The sequence below is a fragment of the Pandoraea sp. NPDC090278 genome, assembly GCF_044772185.1.
Classification (GTDB): domain Bacteria; phylum Pseudomonadota; class Gammaproteobacteria; order Burkholderiales; family Burkholderiaceae; genus Pandoraea.
In genome coordinates this window covers 864,427-878,917 of record NZ_JBIVYJ010000001.1, presented here as the reverse complement: position 1 = coordinate 878,917, position 14,491 = coordinate 864,427, and the positions used below count along the sequence as shown (strand labels likewise).

The following is a 14,491-nucleotide window of genomic DNA, read 5'->3' as shown; positions in this document are numbered from 1 at the left end:
TTCCCGATGATTTCGCTTACTTTTCCAATACCCAGGTGTCCTTCGTCCCCCCGCCCTGCGAGGAGTTGACGACCAGCGAACCCTCTGTGAGCGCCACACGTGTCAGGCCGCCCGGCACCATGGTCACGCCCTTGCCCGAGGACAACACGAACGGTCGCAAGTCGATGTGTCGCGGCGCGATACCGGCTTCTACGAACGTCGGGCATGCCGAGAGCGCCAACGTGGGTTGCGCGATGTAGCCGTCGGGTTTCGCGATAAGCCGCTGGCGGAAGGCTTCGATTTCGGCCTTGGTGGACGCCGGACCGACGAGCATGCCGTAGCCGCCCGCCCCATGCACCTCTTTGACGACTAGCTCGCCGAGGTTGTCGAGGGTGTACGCAAGGTCGTCGGGCCGACGGCACTGGTAGGTCGGCACGTTGTTCAGGATCGGCTTCTCTCCGAGGTAGAACTCGATCATGTCGGGGACGAACGGGTAGATGGATTTGTCGTCGGCCACGCCCGTACCGATGGCGTTGGCCAGCGTCACGCGTCCCGCACGATAGACGCTCAGCAACCCCGGCACGCCCAGCGTCGAGTCGGCACGGAAGGCCAAAGGATCAAGAAAGTCGTCGTCAATGCGACGATAGATAACGTCGACACGCTTGGGACCGTTGGTCGTGCGCATGTAGACGAGGTTGTCCTCAACGAACAGATCCTGTCCTTCGACCAGCTCGATCCCCATCTGCTGCGCCAGGAACGCGTGCTCGAAGTAAGCGGAGTTGTAGATGCCGGGCGTCATGACGACGACGGTTGGGTCATCCACGCCGATCGGTGCTACGGCTCGCAGACTGTCGAGCAATAAGTCCGGGTAATGCTCCACCGGTGCAATACGATTTCGCGCGAACAACTCCGGGAACAACCGCATCATCATCTTGCGATTCTCCAGCATGTACGACACGCCGGATGGCACCCGTAAGTTGTCTTCCAAGACGTAGAAGACACCGTCGTCCCCCGTCCCCGCTCTGACGACATCGACGCCCGCTATGTGCGAGTAGATATTGCCAGGAACGTCCACGCCCTGCATCTCCGGACGGTACTGTGCATTCTTCAACACCTGATCGGCCGGGATAACGCCCGCACGCAGGATGTTCTGGTCGTGATAAACGTCGTGGATGAACTTGTTGAGCGCCTCGACTCGCTGACGCAAACCCGTCTGCAAGGTCTGCCACTCATGCGCAGGAATGATCCGAGGGATCAGATCGAACGGAATCAGACGCTCCGTACCCGCCTCATTCCCATACACAGCAAAGGTGATCCCGACGCGCCGGAACGCCAGATCGGCCTCGGCTCGCTTATGGTGCAAGACATCGTCTGTCTGACATTTCAACCAGTCGTCAAACCGACGGTAGTGCGAACGCGTCGCACCCGTGATGCTCGCCATCTCGTTATAGCTCTCGACCATACGCTTCTCCGCAGATTGCTGTGTCGAGATCGAGCAATATCCATGCCCGAGCTGTTTTTCCGCCCTTTTTCTACCCTTTCCCCACCCTCTTCTAACCTTTTCCCCCTTTCCGCACGCTTTCGGTGCGCCCGCCCTCCTGCTCCACCCCCTACGCACCACATCGGTGTTTCGAAGTATAGGAGTTGGGTTTCGTCTCAGACTGTTGTGTTTACCCCCGGCCCCTAAAACCTCCCCCCTAACGGACCGGGGCCCCTTTCCGCCGCTCAGACATAAACCCAACTCGCTGCAGAAAGGGGCCCCGGTCCGTCTCCCTCATCGCACCCAGTGCCTCAACCGACACCGTCCGCTTCCCGCTTCCTATCTCGAAGCCACCGGTCCCGTCGACACCGCTCTACTCCAGCCCCATCGCGACGCCACACCCGCCCCGCACGTGCTCCGCAACTGCTGCGGGACGGCCGTGCCGTCGCCCACACGTTTTCAGTCCCTCTGCCCGCCTAACCGCTTTCCTCTGCGCCTCACTTCGCTTTCTCCCGCCCAATAAAAAACGCCGAGCAACGCCCGGCGTCTCTTGTTACCGCTTTCTTCTCTCTACTCACGCAGCTTTCTGCGCTCCCTGCACCGCATCCAACGCCGCCTGCGTCAGCAAATACACGCCCGGCAAATCCTGCTCGTCACAGTTGTGCCCGTCCCCACCACGATCCACCACCACGAAGTCGCTCACCTCATCCAACGCCAACAACGGGTGATGCCAAACGCCCTTCGCATAGTTCACACCCTGCCATCCATCCGAGACGAACGCACGCATCTTGCTCACGTCCAACTCGCCCGCCGGAGCCACAACCACCAGGTACGGCGTGGTCTTCAACGGGATGAACGCCTGACTGCCCAACGGATGACGCTCCAACATCTTCACTTCATACGGCAACTGTCTCGGCTGACCACGGAAGACGTTCACCAACGTGCGTCCGCCCTCCGGGCCCAGATCCACCGTCGCCAAATCATGGAAACGCTCGGTCGTCCCGCCGTTGATCGCGAAATGCTTCGCACCCTCCAACTCGATCACATCGCCAAACGGCGCAAACGCCTCTCGCGTCAACCGCTGGATCTTCAACGTCGGTCCCACCATGTCACGCTCCTTGTTCTCTCTGTTCGTTTCGCTCTGCTACTGCTAATCGATTACGCCTTCTTGTCGCTCAACCTTCCCCACAGACGCAGACGCGAGACGCCACCGTCCGGAATGATGTTGAAACGGATGTGCGTGATCGCCCCCAATTTCTGCACCTGCTCTTCGAAGTAGAACTGCTTGTCCATCGCCAACTTCTGCTCCGGCAACAACACCGGCCAGAACATCGATTGCGTAATCAGCGACTGTTCTGTGCCGCCCGTCACGTACGCGGCCTGGATGGAGCAGCGGTCCGGGAAGTTGCCCTTGAAGTGCGCGGTATCCACTTCGATCTTGCCAATCTCACCCGGCTGCGCCAACGCAATAATCGCCCAGTCATTACCCGGCTCACGACGACGGCGCGTTTCCCACCCATCGCCCATGTTCACGCCACGGCCCGGCATCAACAAGTTCGACGCCAAGCCGAAGTGCTGGTTGTTTGCCGCCACGACATAACCACCGTTTTCCATCGCGATCAGATCGATCAGCTCATCGCGCGAACGGCCCGCCCAGTCGCTCTGCGGCAACCCATACAAGCGCAGACGCGCCAGACCACCGTCCGGGTACAGGTTCACGCGCACGTGCGTCGCTGCGCGCTGCTGTGTGATGGCATGGTAGTGGTGCGAGTTGCCCTGCAACGTGGTCGACGGCAGCAGTTCGAACCATTCGGCCGACTCGTTCGGTGCGCCGTCCGGGCTGTAGCAACCCTCAAGCGACGCTGCAGGCGGGAAGTTGCCCGTGAAGTGGCTCGTGTCCAGATCGACGCCGAACAACACGCCCGGGCGCGCCAGCTTGACGATGCACCAGTCATAGCCGTTCACGCGCTTGCGACGTGTCTCCCACCCATCCATCCACTTGCCGTTCTCGTCGTACTTGCCCGGGATGAACACAGCCGGTTCTGGATTGAGCATGCGCTCTTTGGCCGCGAAGAATTCGTCGGTCGCGACGAGCGCTTCGGCACCCAGACGCGGGTCAGCCAGATTCACATAACGGCGCACGAAGTCCGGTGCGTTCGGGTCTTGCGGGACGAGGGCCATGCCAACTCCTTGATGCTCGGTAATGTCTGAAACTTGAGATATGACGGTGTCGTACGCTCAGTCGCGCACGAGGTCTTGCAGCCGGAAACCGGCGATACGGAAAATCTGGCGCAGGCATTCTTCGATTTCGTCCGCGCGGCTATTCTCCAGTCGCGTCGCGAAGTTCTCGATGATGCTGCTGCGGGTATGGCCACGCACGGCCAGAATGTACGGGAAGCCGAATTTGACTTTGTAAGCGTCGTTCAGCTCTGTCAGTCGCGCAAACTCTTCCGCACTGCACTGATCCAGTCCGGCACCTGCCTGCTCACGCGTCGATTCGGCAGTCAGTTCGCCACGCACGGCCGCTTTGCCAGCCAGCTCCGGGTGGGCACGGATGAGGTCGAGCTGCGGCGTCTCACCCGCATCGATCACGGCCTGGCACATGGCGTCATGCAGTGCATTGACGGTCGCGAACGGGCGATCTTCCCATGCCGCTTCGGCCACCCACGGGGAATGCTCGAAAATGCCGTCGAGCGCGGCAATGAACTCGGCGCGCGGGAGCGCCGACAGCTCGGCAACAGTACGTTGGGTCATAGGCAACGGGGCGTTCATTAACTGCTCTCCTGGAGAACAAAGGTGGCGCCCCGCCGCACGCTTCGCGCAGCCCGATGACGCCTGTCGGATTCGAATTCAATGTCGGGCGTCACGTCCCACCGGACATGACCACCCCATCAACGACCTGAGATGCGATTCAATCGCCTGCTCACGCCGCCACGAACGGATGGCGCTCTTGCCAATGGCGCGCCACGTCGATACGACGGCATACCCACACGCGATCGTGCTTTTCGATGTGATCGAGGAATCGCTGCAACGCCGCGAAACGGCCCGGGCGGCCCAGCAACCGGCAGTGCATACCGATCGACAGCATCTTCGGCGCTTCATCGCCCTCGGCGTACAAGACGTCGAACGCGTCGCGCAGGTAATGGAAGAAGTGGTCCGCCGTGTTGAAGCCTTGCGGTGCTGCAAAGCGCATGTCGTTGGTGTCGAGCGTGTACGGCACCACAAGGTGCGGCTTGACGTCGCCACTGCTGGTCTGCACCTGCGTCCAGAACGGCAGGTCGTCGCCATAGTTGTCGGAGTCGTACACGAAACCACCCTGCTCGACGACAAGACGGCGGGTGTTCGGACTGTCGCGGCCGGTATACCAACCCAGCGGCGCGCTGCCCGTCATCTCCTTGAAGATGTCGATGGCGATGCGCATGTGCTCACGCTCGGTCGCCTCGTCCATGTTCTGATAGTGAATCCAGCGCCAGCCGTGACACGCAATCTCGTGCCCAAGCGCCTGGAATGCAGCCGTCACTTCCGGATGACGCTGCATGGCCATCGCCACACCAAACACGGTCAGCGGCAAACCACGACGCTCGAACTCGCGCAAGATGCGCCATACGCCCGCGCGCGAACCGTACTCATAGATGGATTCCATGCTCATGTGACGGGCCTCGTAGGCGGCCGCGCCAATGATCTCGGACAGGAACTGCTCGGACGCCTTGTCACCGTGCAATACACAGTTCTCGCCGCCCTCTTCGTAATTCAGCACGAACTGGACGGCAATGCGCGCACGTCCCGGCCAGTCGGCAAACGGTACTTGACGGCCGTAGCCGATAAGGTCGCGGGGGTAATCCTTGGAATTCGTGTTGCTGCTGGCCATGATGTCTTGGCATCCTTCTGATGGCGGAACGATCGAAGAAGTTTAGCCAAATACATCCGCACGAAACATAGCCATATTCAGATATTCAGGCTGCGCTTAAACATATAGTCGCCCCCGCGACAGCACCGCCAACGCACCGGATCGCCATACTGAACGCACTCACAGCCCCCATTTCCCCGCTAATGCCCTGCGCCGCAACTCCACTCAATCCCCCGCCAAATCACCCTCAACATCAGCAAAATCACGGCGTTCTTCCGGACAACAAAAAAGCACGCCGGGCGACGAAGTCCTCCCGGCGTGCTTCTGTTTCCTGCGATTCCCGCATTTCCGGATGCCCGTGCACCCGGCGTTCATCCATCACCCGGCGATATAGGGATATCCCGTAAGCGTGAGCGCGACCTGCGCACCCGACGTCGACAATTTCACCTGCCCACCCACCGGCAAGGTCAGCTTGTCAGGGCAATGACCGAACGGCATACCGGTGACGATCGGGATGCCGATGACCCGGCGCATGCTCTCCACCATAGTCGCCATGTCATAACCGTTGTCGTAGTCGGTCAGACGATATTGCGAAAAATCGCCAAGCACCAATGCGCGCTGATGCGCCAGGATGCCCGACTGATGCAACTGGTACAGCATGCGCTCGACGCGGTACGGCGGTTCGTTCACATCCTCCACGAACAACACGCCACCGTCGATCTGCGGCAGGTATCGCGTGCCGATCAGGCTACACACCATCGCCAGATTGCCACCCCACAACGTACCCGATACATCAATGTCGCCGCTCGCACCGTCCCCCGCCCACTGGACGACGTGCGACTCGGACTGCAACACCGACTGGAACTGGGATACGGTGAACTCGCTTAGCGTCTCTGCCCCGAAGTCAGCCAGCAGCATCGGGCCCGCAAACGTCGTCACATGCGATTGCGACAACAACGCCAGTTGCAATGCCGTGAAATCGCTGTGCCCGACGATCGCGACGCGCTCGCCGCACAGGCGGTCATGCAGCGCCTTGTAGTCCAACTGGTCGAGCAGATGCACGGCGCCGTACCCCCCTCGCATCGCGAGCACGATGTCCGGCAGCGGATGATCACGGCGCGCAAGCGCGTTGATCTCCGCGACACGCTCGGCGTCGGTGCCCGCAAAACGCAGGAAGCGCCGCGATGTGACGTCGCGATTCCCGACGGTGTAGCCGAGTTGCTCCAGCGCCGCAATACCGCGCGTCGCAACGTCGGCATCCGGCGCATACCCGGACGGCGCAATCAGTTCGATAAGACGAGTCTGCGTCACTTAGAAGTTTCCGATGGGGGGACGGAAGTATCGCCAGCCACCTCGGCCGCCGACGACGACTGAGCCAGACGACGCGCTCTCGCTGCCGCACGACGCTCGCTGAAAAACGTTTGCAATATGCCGACGCACTCGTCGCGCATAACGCCACCGACGACGTCGGCATGATGGTTCAGACGCGGTTCCGCAAACAGGTCGACGACACTGCCGCACGCCCCCGTCTTGGGATCGGAAGCGCCGAACACGACCCGCTTGATGCGTGCGTGCATGATCGCGCCCGCACACATGACGCACGGCTCAAGCGTCACATACAACTCGCATTCGGGAAGACGGTAGTTGCCCAGCGCCTGCGCCGCAGCACGCAAGGCTTGCATCTCGGCATGGGCCGACGGATCGTGACCGCCCACCGGACAGTTGTGCCCGACGGCGACCACCTGCCCGTCACAGACGACCACGGCGCCGACCGGCACCTCTCCCTGCGCCATCGCGGCGCGGGCCTGCGCAAGCGCCAGCCCCATGTAGGTCTCGTCCGTCGCGGGTAAATCTCGGTTCATGAAACGTTTTGAAAATTGCGGAAGTTGCAGAAGCCCGGCGCAATGGGCCACAAGCGGCGATGCACTATTCTCGCACAGCGCCCGCTCGGGCAATGCACCGGACTCGCCGTATAGGTGATCGGCGTATATACGTCAGAACGACGCGCGCGACAGAAAGCTGAGATCTTCGCGGGCGAGCGCCTTGATCTCGTTGCGCGTTGTGAGGATGTGCGCTTCGAGCATCGATACGACGGCCGCCACATCTCGTCGACGACAGGCCGCAAGAATCTCGTAGTGATCGTGCTGCGGCTTTTCTTTGCCTGTCGCCTGAGACATCGCCAAATGCGAATATCGATCGGTATTCAAGCAATACTCTTCGATGAGGATCCGCAAACGGCGATTGTTCGCTGGTGCCGAAAGCGCCAGATGGAAACGGCGGTTGTATTCCGCCCATTCGGAGACGACCTCGGATGCCGAATACTCGGCCAGGATCTGCTCCATTAACTGGAAATCGCGCTCCGCCATATTCGGCACCGCCAACTTGGCGGCATGGCATTCGAGCGCCACGCGAATGTCGAGCATCTCCATAAGCTGTTCGAGATTCATGCTCGCAACCGTCGCGCCACGGTTCAGATGGTGCGTGACCAATCCCTCCGCTTCGAGCTGCCGCAGTGCTTCGCGCACAGGCACTCGGCTTGAACGAAAACGCTCGGCGAGCGCTTCCTGACGCAGTTGAAATCCACCCGGGAGCACGCCACTCAAGATCTCGTCTCGAAGCGTGTCGCGGATGGCCTGATGAAGTGCTTGGGGTCCGGGGGTTCGCATATGGCGCGATTAGAGCATATTTTTTACCCATATTGCGATTCTGGATCCAATCGTCTATCATTGGATCCAATATATTATTTTGGATCCAAATTAATCCTGTTTCGGCAGGTGCGAATGGGTTCCGCCAGAGGAGACAGTTCGCATGACGACGACGGTCATCATGCGGCGCTCACCTGAGCGTCGCCGTCGACATGTGGACGCACGGTCATCGGCTAAACGCTTTTTTCTGCAGGCTCAACTGACTTTTTTCGGGGGAAATTTATGTCATTGAAACTTCGCAAGTTGATCGTCCCGGCCGCTCTGGCACTCGCCTTTGCTTCGAATGTGCACGCAGCAGACGATACGGTCCGCATGGGGGCGGTACTTTCGCTGACCGGCGCAAACGCGACTGTGGGCGAAGATGTTCGCCGTGCCGTTGCGCTTGCCGTGGAAAAGGTCAACGCGCAAGGCGGCGTGATGGGTAAGAAGTTCGATGTCGTCGTCGAAGACTCCGGGGGCAATCCGACCACCGCCCTGAATGCCGCGCGCAAACTGGCCACCGTCGACAAAGTGCCAGTGGTCATCGGCGAATATTCGTCCGGCATTACGCTGCCGATGGCGCAGTATCTGGTGAAGGAAGGCGTAACGCACATCAACATCGCCAGCACGAGCGTGAAAGTTAAGGATCTCGGCGCGACGTCGTTCAACCTGATCGGTCTGGAGAACCTCGGCAACAAATTCTCCGCCAAGGACGCCTGGGATCTCGGTTATCGCAACATCGCCCTGATCGCGCCCAACAACGCCTATGGTCAGGGCGTGGCGCACGGCTTCCGCGACGAATTCGAAAAGCTTGGCGGCAAGGTCGCTACGGAACTGCTGTACACCGCTGGTCAATCCACGTATCGCCGCGAACTTCAGCAGGCGTCGCGTAGCAATCCGGACGCCTACATCTACACAGCGTACGGTCAGGAATCCGCCGTCCTCAATCGCGAAGCGTTCGAACTCGGCTTGCGTCAAAAGCCCTGGTACGCGATTTTGCTGTCGATGAGCCTCTCGGATACCCCCGCGAATATCGCCAACGGCCAACTCGGCATGGAAGTCGGCTCGGTTCAGGGGGCTGTCGGGAAGCAGTACATCGACGCATTCCAGGCGAAGTACGGTCAGGCACCGAAGACGTCGTACACGGGTTACGCCTACGACGCCGTCATGCTCACCGCCGCCGCCATCAACAAAGCAAAGTCGACCCAGCCTGCAGCCGTGCAAGCCGCATTGAAGAACGTCGGCAACAACTTTGCCGGGGTCACTGGCCCGATTTCGTTCGACGCGGATCGTCAACGTATCGACCCGCCGTACGCGAAGCTGAAGTACGACGGCAAGGTGGTGCCGCGCTAACTCGCTCCGCCTCTCGTTGGCCGAGTCAGCCACATCGGTTTGAACGTGATGCACATCGGCAACGCCATGACCGGCGTTGCCGATGCCGTATCCGGCGGCGTCGAACGACTGCCGCCCGTGCCCACGCTCCACTGCGAATTCATTTCATGCTCCAACTTCTTGTCGACACGCTGTTACGCGCGTCCGATCTGGCCCTGATCGCCCTCGGGCTATCCATGGTCTACGGACTCGTCAAGTTTCCGAATATCGCCCACGCGCAGTACGCCATGGCGGGTGCCTACCTGACCTATGCGATGGCGACTTTCGGTCTGCCGCTCTGGTCATCGCTCATGCTTGCGGCCCTCTTGACCGGCGCACTCACGCTGGTCATGCACCGACTCGTCTTTCGCAAACTGCTGCGCGGCGGACCGGCCATCGCCATGATCGGCTCGCTCGCCGTCTCGATGCTCGTGATCGCCTTCTGTCAGGGCGTCGCAGGCTCGTTCCCGAAAATGTTCAACTTGCCCCTCACACCACCGATGCTGATCGGCGACGCCCGCATCACGCAGTTGCAGCTCTATTCGGTGTCGACCACGGTTGTGTTGCTCGCTGTCTTTGCGCTGATCCTCTTTTACACACGCGCAGGACGCGCCATGCGCGCGCTCTCCACGAACCCGTCGCTCGCCGCCGCATCTGGCCTGAACGCAGAGTGGATCACACGAGGCGTCACCTTCGCATCAGGCGCGGTCGCCGGTCTGGGCGGCGGACTGCTGGCGCTGTCGGCCGGTGCCCACGTACAACTCGGCAACGACATGCTGCTTCCCGTGTTCGCCGCCGCGATTCTCGGCGGCCTGGGTAATCCTCTCGGTGCAGTGGCCGGAGCGGTGCTCATCGCGCTAACGGAAACGCTGGTGACGAACCTGAATTTCGGCCCATTGCTGGGCAAGACCGTCGCCTTCCTGCCGGTGGGCTACATCAATGCCGGTGCGTTTCTTATCCTGTTGCTGGCATTGCTCTTCAAGCCCTACGGGCTGTTCGATCGCGAGGTGCGTCGTGTTTGAGTTCATTGTTGCCACGCTCACAGTGGCGGGCATTTACGGGATCATGGCGCTTGGCCTGAACCTTCAGGCAGGCTACGCCGGGCTGCTCAACTTCGGTCACATTGCATTCGCCGGACTCGGGGCTTACGCCACCGCCATCACGATGCAGGCTGGCGGATCTCCGCTCCTCGGTATGGCGATCGGCGTCGTTGCCGCGGTCGCGCTCGGCGCGGGCATCGCGCGTCTCGGACGTCAGCTCGGTGCCGACTATTGGGGCATCGCCACCCTCGCGATTGCGGAAATCCTGCGCACCATCGCCACCAACGAAGGTTGGCTCACAGGGGGCGCAAATGGCATCAGCCCGATTCCGATGCTCTTCGAATCGCTGCCGCGCCCCTACGACACGCTGGCGTTTCTGGCCCTTGTGCTCGCAGTACTGGCAGCCTTCACGTGGCTCACTAAGCGCCTGGCCGACGGCCGTTTCGGTCGTGCCCTGCGCGTGATGCGCGAAGAGCCGAAGCTCGCCGCCTGCTTCGGCTACAACCTGCGCTCGCTCAAATCGCGCGCGGTGATGACCAGCGCCGCCGTCACCGCCGTCGCCGGTTCGCTTTACGCACACTTCATGAGCTTCACCGGCCCCGACTATCTGCTCTCCTCGGAGACGTTCGCGTTGTGGACGATCCTGATGATTGGCGGCATCGGCAATGTCTGGGGCGTCCTCGCAGGCACGGCCATCGTACAAGGGGCGTACACGCTGGTCCCATTTGCCAAGGACTACCTGCATTTCGGCTCAGACAGCGCTGGCGCGCTTCGACTGGGCGTCATCGGTCTGATCCTGCTGGCCTGTCTGATGTGGCGCAGCGAAGGGCTCGTGCCGGAAAAACTGAGGAAAATGGCATGACACATCCCGTCAAACTTCTGCTGGAAGTGCAAGGCGTCGCCAAAGCATTCGGCGGCAACAAGGTCCTCCAGGATGTGACGTTCGACGTCATGCCTGGCGAAATCGTCGGCCTGCTGGGCCCGAACGGGTCAGGAAAAAGCACACTGCTCAACACGATCACTGGCTTCGAAAGCCTCGATGCCGGACGCATTTCACTCGACACGGATCGCATCGATACGCTTCGGGCAGACCGCATCGTGGCGCAAGGCGTCGCACGAACGTTCCAGTTGCCTTCGATGCCCGCACGCATGTCGGTGATGGAAGTCGCCATGGCCGCCGCCACGGCGCACCACGGGGTGTTTTCGACGCTGCTCGGTACACGCGGCGCCCGCGAAGCGGAAGCCGCCGCGCGCGTCAGAGCAACGGCCCTGCTCGACGAACTGCTGCTCACCCATGTGCGCGACTTGCCGTCCAGCGCGCTGTCGGGCGGTCAAAAGAAGTTGTTGGGAATCGTCTGCGCTCTGATGGGCGCGCCCCGCATGCTGATGCTCGACGAACCGACGGCAGGCGTGCACCCGAATCTGCGACGCGACATCGTCGCGGCACTCAAGCGTCTGAACGCTCAGGGCATGACGCTCGTCGTGGTCGAGCACGACATGCACTTCATCCGGGAGCTTTGCACGCGCTGCATCGTGCTCGATCGAGGACACATCGTCGCCAGTTGCCATCCGGACGATCTATCGTCCAACGAACGAGTATTGCAGGCCTACCTCGGGGGTGGCGCTCAGACGGCCACGCCCGCAGCACGCATGAGAGAAACGGAGTCCGCATGATTCAGATCGACAATGTCGTCGCGGGATACACCGCCGAGGTCGACATACTCAAAGGGATGACGCTGCACGCAGCGTCCCACGAAATCGTCACACTGCTCGGCCCGAACGGTTGCGGCAAGTCGACGCTCCTGAAGACCATCGCAGGCTTCGTGCTGCCGCGTGAGGGCCGCATCGTTCTGGAAAACGCAGACGTGTCGCAGTTGCCGGTGCATCGCAAGATCCGCCAGTGCGGTGTTGGCTTCGTGCCACAGACGGATAACGTTTTCGGTACGCTGACGATTCGCGAAAATCTTCAGGTCGGCGGGCACTATCTGAGCGATCGCGAGCGCAGCCGACGCATCGATGAACTTTGCGAGCTCTATCCCGTGCTCGGTCGCAAGCGCAACGCCCCGGCGGCATCGATGTCCGGCGGCGAACGTCAGATTCTGGCGCTCGCGCGTGCACTGATGCCCCGGCCACGCTTGCTGTTGCTCGATGAGCCGTCTGCCGGTCTCTCGCCCAAAGTGCTGCACGAAGTCTTCGACGCCATCGTCCGTGTGCGGGATCAGGAGCAAGTCACCATTTTGATGGTCGAGCAAAACGCCATGGAAGCGCTCCGAATCTCGGATCGCGCCTATGTGTTGTCGATGGGAACGGTGGCGCTCACGGGCGCAGCGAACGCCCTGCTCGAAGATGAACAGGTACGAGAGTTGTATCTGGGAGGACGCGCCGCCTGACGCGGCAGGCATCGCAACGCACTGCGAAACGTGCGTTGCGATGCCGGTCGCCCGAGCTTACTTGCCCGAGCTTATTTGCCCGCGCGCGCTTCGGCCAGTGCGATGGTGAGATGGGCGACCTTCTTCTTGAGCGCGTCGCGCTCGGCCGTCATCGCTTTGAGTTCCTTCGACAACCGCGTCAACTCGTCGGACGGATCCACGCTTGTGTCCCACGGCGGTGTGCCGTCATCCTCCTCGGCAATCTCTTCCTCTTTCTTCTTGCGCGGCTTGACCGGACGCGCCTCACGCACCGAGCGCGCCAGCTCGCGCAACTCCTGCTTGCCCGCCACCACCGCAGCAACCTGCGCCGCCTGCGGCAAGGTCGACACGGCCGCGGCCGCATTGATCGACACTTCACCGCGCTTGACCGCGTCCACCAACTCCGGCGCCGCCGCATTGTGGATCTGCTCGATCTGCCCCAGCGTATTGCTCGACAGACGTGCCGCGCGGGCCAGCGCTGCACGCGTGAGCGCCATGGTGTGCGCCGGGATCGACGACTTCGATCCGTCCGCTTCCTGTGTCGATGCCTCACCCGCTACAGGAGGCGTCGGCTCAGACGCCGTTGCCGGTGCATCCGGGGTATCGCGTCCCTCAAGAATCGTCTTCTTGCGCAGCGCCAGCACGCCGCGCTGGTAATCGGAAACGCTGCGACGCCCCAGATGGTTGTCGATCATCCACAGATGCACATCGTCCATCGACTGGAACGTCGTGTTCTGGACAGTTCGGAATTCGATGTCGTGCTTGCGGCAGATCTCGTATCGATTGTGGCCGTCGACCAGCACGTCGCCCCACAGGACAAGCGCGTCGCGGCAACCTTCGGCAAGCAGACTCTGTTCTAGGGCAGCGTATTCGTCAGGCGTGAGCGGATCGATGTACGCCTTGAGTTCTTGGTTAATCTGGACTGTCATGGGTGTGTGTGACGATGCCGTCGCCCAAGGCAACGGCATGGAAAATCTGGGCAGGCGACATTATCGCCTGTCCGGCCGGGATTGACGAAATCGCCCGGCGCGCTCAGGACAGCACGCCGTGGTCCGTCAGGAATGCCTGAATCCGGGCAAGACGCGCCACCGGATCGGCAATGCCCAGCAGCGTCTCCTTCTCGTGCGCAGGCAATGGCAGCAGTTCGGCCCAACGGTCGGCGACCCAGCCGCATTCGTCCAGACGGTACGGCGGCGCCAGCGGCAGCTTGGCCGCACGGGCGGGATCGCGCTGCAACCCGGCAATCAGCTTGCCCAGCGTGTCCGCGCTGACTTGCAGCGTGTCGGGAATGGCGACGCTATCGTCGGCGGGTAACATCTCCGCCTCGCCCATCCACAACCCGTACTTGCCCAGTTCGACCGACGACAGCCGGAACTTGGTCGTGCCCCGGCACACCAGTTCGAGCAACGCGGGCATGGGCGCGCGCCAATCGTCGATCCGCGCCATGGTGCCGATCATCGCGGGCTCCTCGACGCTGTCCGGCAGCCTGACCTCGCTGCCCTGTCGCAGCACCACGACACCGAACTCGGTGCCGTCCGCCAGACATCGCTTGACCATGTCGAGATAGCGCACCTCGAAGATGCGCAAATGCAACACCCCGGAAGGGAACAAGGCGTTGCCGAGCGGGAAGAGCGGGATCTGTGCCATGCCATATGATGACATGAAGTTGTCCTCTGCAAGTG

General features: G+C 61.5%; 16 protein-coding genes. 5 read left to right on the top strand and 11 right to left on the bottom strand.

The genetic code is table 11. The features are described from left to right. Nucleotides 1-16 precede the first annotated feature (16 nt). The 8 genes from ACIQWO_RS03860 to ACIQWO_RS03825 all read right to left on the bottom strand — a co-directional run bounded on the left by ACIQWO_RS03860 (nucleotide 17) and on the right by ACIQWO_RS03825 (nucleotide 7,972). The gene (locus tag ACIQWO_RS03860; RefSeq protein WP_402819380.1) at nucleotides 17-1,441 is read right to left on the bottom strand and encodes a circularly permuted type 2 ATP-grasp protein; all 1,425 of its coding nucleotides are present in this window, start codon (nucleotides 1,439-1,441) and stop codon (nucleotides 17-19) included. 592 nt (nucleotides 1,442-2,033) lie between these two features. Next, nucleotides 2,034-2,567 carry an ureidoglycolate lyase gene (locus ACIQWO_RS03855; RefSeq protein WP_402819377.1) on the bottom strand — a complete coding sequence of 178 codons (534 nt, stop codon included), beginning with the start codon at nucleotides 2,565-2,567 and terminating at the stop codon, nucleotides 2,034-2,036. 50 nt (nucleotides 2,568-2,617) lie between these two features. Next, nucleotides 2,618-3,640, bottom strand: coding sequence for an allantoicase (gene alc, locus ACIQWO_RS03850; RefSeq protein ID WP_039397131.1), 1,023 nt, complete (start codon nucleotides 3,638-3,640; stop codon nucleotides 2,618-2,620). Between the two features lie 57 nt (nucleotides 3,641-3,697). Continuing rightward, on the bottom strand, nucleotides 3,698-4,213 hold the full coding sequence (gene uraD, locus ACIQWO_RS03845) for a 2-oxo-4-hydroxy-4-carboxy-5-ureidoimidazoline decarboxylase (protein ID WP_150666443.1): 516 nt from the start codon (nucleotides 4,211-4,213) through the stop codon (nucleotides 3,698-3,700). Nucleotides 4,214-4,382: 169 nt separating this feature from the next. Continuing rightward, nucleotides 4,383-5,327 carry an allantoinase PuuE gene (gene puuE, locus ACIQWO_RS03840; RefSeq protein ID WP_402819371.1) on the bottom strand — a complete coding sequence of 315 codons (945 nt, stop codon included), beginning with the start codon at nucleotides 5,325-5,327 and terminating at the stop codon, nucleotides 4,383-4,385. Nucleotides 5,328-5,684: 357 nt separating this feature from the next. Beyond that, a complete protein-coding gene (gene ldcA, locus ACIQWO_RS03835) occupies nucleotides 5,685-6,617 on the bottom strand; it encodes a muramoyltetrapeptide carboxypeptidase (protein WP_402819368.1) in 933 nt (310 codons plus the stop codon). Then, on the bottom strand, nucleotides 6,614-7,168 hold the full coding sequence (gene tadA, locus ACIQWO_RS03830; protein ID WP_402819365.1) for a tRNA adenosine(34) deaminase TadA: 555 nt from the start codon (nucleotides 7,166-7,168) through the stop codon (nucleotides 6,614-6,616). The genes ldcA and tadA overlap by 4 nt, the downstream gene beginning before the upstream one ends. A gap of 132 nt (nucleotides 7,169-7,300) precedes the next feature. Then, nucleotides 7,301-7,972 (bottom strand): GntR family transcriptional regulator, encoded by a 672-nt coding sequence (locus ACIQWO_RS03825; protein ID WP_039398668.1) that lies wholly within the window; start codon nucleotides 7,970-7,972, stop codon nucleotides 7,301-7,303. Between the two features lie 261 nt (nucleotides 7,973-8,233). Between ACIQWO_RS03825 and ACIQWO_RS03820 the strand changes: the two genes are divergently transcribed. Then, a complete protein-coding gene (locus ACIQWO_RS03820) occupies nucleotides 8,234-9,343 on the top strand; it encodes an ABC transporter substrate-binding protein (RefSeq protein WP_402819362.1) in 1,110 nt (369 codons plus the stop codon). Here the strand turns inward: ACIQWO_RS03820 and ACIQWO_RS03815 are convergent. Further along, on the bottom strand, nucleotides 9,340-9,486 hold the full coding sequence (locus tag ACIQWO_RS03815) for a hypothetical protein (RefSeq protein WP_402819359.1): 147 nt from the start codon (nucleotides 9,484-9,486) through the stop codon (nucleotides 9,340-9,342). The two genes, ACIQWO_RS03820 and ACIQWO_RS03815, sit on opposite strands and share 4 nt — an antisense overlap. 3 nt (nucleotides 9,487-9,489) lie before the next feature. On the opposite strand from ACIQWO_RS03815, the gene ACIQWO_RS03810 reads away from it, so the two are divergent. The 4 genes from ACIQWO_RS03810 to ACIQWO_RS03795 are packed head-to-tail and all read left to right on the top strand — an operon-like array spanning nucleotide 9,490 to nucleotide 12,791. Further along, nucleotides 9,490-10,383, top strand: a complete 894-nt coding sequence (locus ACIQWO_RS03810; RefSeq protein WP_402819356.1) for a branched-chain amino acid ABC transporter permease — start codon at nucleotides 9,490-9,492, stop codon at nucleotides 10,381-10,383. Next, nucleotides 10,376-11,263 carry a branched-chain amino acid ABC transporter permease gene (locus tag ACIQWO_RS03805; RefSeq protein ID WP_402819353.1) on the top strand — a complete coding sequence of 296 codons (888 nt, stop codon included), beginning with the start codon at nucleotides 10,376-10,378 and terminating at the stop codon, nucleotides 11,261-11,263. Before ACIQWO_RS03810 ends, ACIQWO_RS03805 begins: the two co-directional genes overlap by 8 nt. Continuing rightward, on the top strand, nucleotides 11,260-12,075 hold the full coding sequence (locus ACIQWO_RS03800; protein WP_402819350.1) for an ABC transporter ATP-binding protein: 816 nt from the start codon (nucleotides 11,260-11,262) through the stop codon (nucleotides 12,073-12,075). Before ACIQWO_RS03805 ends, ACIQWO_RS03800 begins: the two co-directional genes overlap by 4 nt. Continuing rightward, nucleotides 12,072-12,791 carry an ABC transporter ATP-binding protein gene (locus ACIQWO_RS03795; protein ID WP_402819347.1) on the top strand — a complete coding sequence of 240 codons (720 nt, stop codon included), beginning with the start codon at nucleotides 12,072-12,074 and terminating at the stop codon, nucleotides 12,789-12,791. The genes ACIQWO_RS03800 and ACIQWO_RS03795 overlap by 4 nt, the downstream gene beginning before the upstream one ends. 71 nt (nucleotides 12,792-12,862) lie before the next feature. Here ACIQWO_RS03795 and ACIQWO_RS03790 read toward each other — a convergent pair whose 3' ends face one another. Together ACIQWO_RS03790 and ACIQWO_RS03785 are read right to left on the bottom strand one after the other, a co-directional pair. Further along, nucleotides 12,863-13,738, bottom strand: a complete 876-nt coding sequence (locus ACIQWO_RS03790; RefSeq protein ID WP_402819344.1) for a hypothetical protein — start codon at nucleotides 13,736-13,738, stop codon at nucleotides 12,863-12,865. Between the two features lie 103 nt (nucleotides 13,739-13,841). Further along, nucleotides 13,842-14,456, bottom strand: a complete 615-nt coding sequence (locus tag ACIQWO_RS03785; RefSeq protein WP_402821805.1) for an LON peptidase substrate-binding domain-containing protein — start codon at nucleotides 14,454-14,456, stop codon at nucleotides 13,842-13,844. Between the last annotated feature and the right edge of the window lie 35 nt (nucleotides 14,457-14,491).